The organism is Aminobacter sp. P4_D5 (assembly GCF_056401815.1).
The window spans coordinates 1-526 of sequence record NZ_JBFUIP010001360.1; the positions used below are offsets into that span (position 1 = coordinate 1).

1 protein-coding gene and 1 pseudogene are annotated in these 526 nt (G+C 67.3%); both read left to right on the forward strand.

The genetic code is table 11. From position 1 onward, the window contains the following. On the forward strand, window positions 1–206 hold a 206-nt coding region (locus AC1DWF_RS38400), incomplete at its 5' end, for an uL11 family ribosomal protein (RefSeq protein WP_476843639.1). 2 nt (window positions 207–208) lie between these two features. Then, window positions 209–526 (forward strand): annotated as a pseudogene (locus AC1DWF_RS38405) (50S ribosomal protein L1); the annotation flags it as partial.

Here is a 526-nt window from a genome sequence, read left to right on the forward strand (position 1 = left end):
CCTATTTCCTCATGAAGGCCGCCAAGATCGAGAAGGGCAGCCTGACCCCGGGCAAGGGCGCGACCTCCGGGCGCGTGACCAAGTCCCAGCTGGCCGAGATCGCCAAGATCAAGATGAAGGACATGAACTGCACGGATATCGAGAGTGCGGTGAGCATGTTGGCCGGATCCGCCCGCTCGATGGGCATGACCGTGGTGGAGGGCTGATCATGGCGAAGCTCACGAAGCGCATGAAGGCCCGGGCCGCGACCGTCGTTGCGGAGAAGGCCTACCCCCTCGCGGACGCCATCTCGCTGGTGAAGACCAATGCGACGGCCAAGTTCGACGAGACCATCGAGATCTCGATGAACCTCGGCATCGACCCGCGCCACGCCGACCAGATGGTCCGCGGCATGGTCGGCCTGCCCAACGGCACCGGCAAGACCGTCCGCGTGGGCGTCTTCGCCCGTGGCCCGAAGGCGGAGGAGGCCAAGGCCGCCGGCGCCGACGTGGTGGGCGCGGACGACCTCGCCGCCCTGGTGCAGGAC